This is a genomic window from Acinetobacter sp. YH16044, from assembly GCF_013417145.1.
Taxonomy (GTDB): Bacteria; Pseudomonadota; Gammaproteobacteria; order Pseudomonadales; family Moraxellaceae; genus Acinetobacter; species Acinetobacter amyesii.
Window position 1 is genome coordinate 1 of sequence record NZ_VPEK01000182.1, and the last position, 1,082, is coordinate 1,082.

Sequence of the window (1,082 nt, forward strand, 5' to 3'; positions counted from 1 at the left end):
TAAGTTGACAAAAATAACTAATCATGCGAAAAAGTTTTTTTAGTTAACAGATGTTCACCCATGCCTCGAATTGTTTCTGTACCACTTAGTTTAGAACAGCGAGAACGACTCATTTTTCTGGCCAAGCATGCAAAACATTGGCGTGAAAGACAACGTGCCCAAACTATTCTCTGGCTTTCTGAAGGTAAAAGTGTTGCGGAAGTTGCCACTCTACAAGAACGTATCCCAGAAACCATAAGGCTACAACGCCGACGTTGGGAATTGTATGAGTTTGAATCGATTAAAGAAGGTCATCGCTCAGGTCGGCCCAATACATTGATCTCAGACTATCAGGCGAAAATCCTAGATTGGGTCAATACAAGTCCACTCAATGCAGAACAAATCCGAGTCAAACTACATGAAGAATACGAAGTGTCCGTGTCTGTTGAAACCATTCGTAAGTTTTTACGTGATTCAGGTATGGTCTTCAAGCGTACCCGTCATAGCTTGAAAAAAAAGAGATCCGATTGCATTTGAACAAGCAACACAGCAGATTGAAAAATTACGAGAGCAAGCGGCACGTGGTGAAATTATATTAGGTTATGTTGATGAAACAGGGTTTTCATCTACACCTGATAACCGCTATGCATGGACAAAGATAGGTGATGTTCATGCGGTTGATGCAATAAGATTAAAACGAGTTAATGTCATGGGGTGTTTGCTTTCAACGGGGGAACTGGTGACAAGTTGTTTACAAGAGTCAGTTACAAGCACTTGGTTTTATGCCTATTTAACTGGAATAGCTCAACAAGTAAAACAGACTTATAACCTTCCATTGGTTCTTATTGTTGATAATGCCTCGATTCATAGAAGTAAAAAGATGGCTGATTACAGAGAGCTACTTAAAAGTAACTTTTCGACGAATTTGTATTTTATTCCAGCTTATAGCCCTGAGTTAAATCGAATCGAGATGGTATGGAAGCAGATGAAATATTATTGGCGAGATTTTCAAGTCATGACAGCTGATAAAATAGAGCAATGGGTGGAGAGAGTATCAAACCAATTCGGAAAAGAATACATGTTTACTTTTTAATGACAGCTTA

General features: G+C 38.9%; 2 protein-coding genes. Both read left to right on the top strand.

Features of this window, described 5'->3' with window-relative positions; genetic code table 11:
* Positions 1 to 60 precede the first annotated feature (60 nt).
* The gene (locus FTV38_RS17905) at positions 61 to 516 is read left to right on the top strand and encodes a helix-turn-helix domain-containing protein (RefSeq protein ID WP_004973749.1); all 456 of its coding nucleotides are present in this window, start codon (positions 61 to 63) and stop codon (positions 514 to 516) included.
* Positions 517 to 532: 16 nt separating this feature from the next.
* Positions 533 to 1,072 (top strand): IS630 family transposase, encoded by a 540-nt coding sequence (locus FTV38_RS17910; protein WP_265738119.1) that lies wholly within the window; start codon positions 533 to 535, stop codon positions 1,070 to 1,072.
* The last annotated feature ends 10 nt before the right edge of the window (positions 1,073 to 1,082 follow it).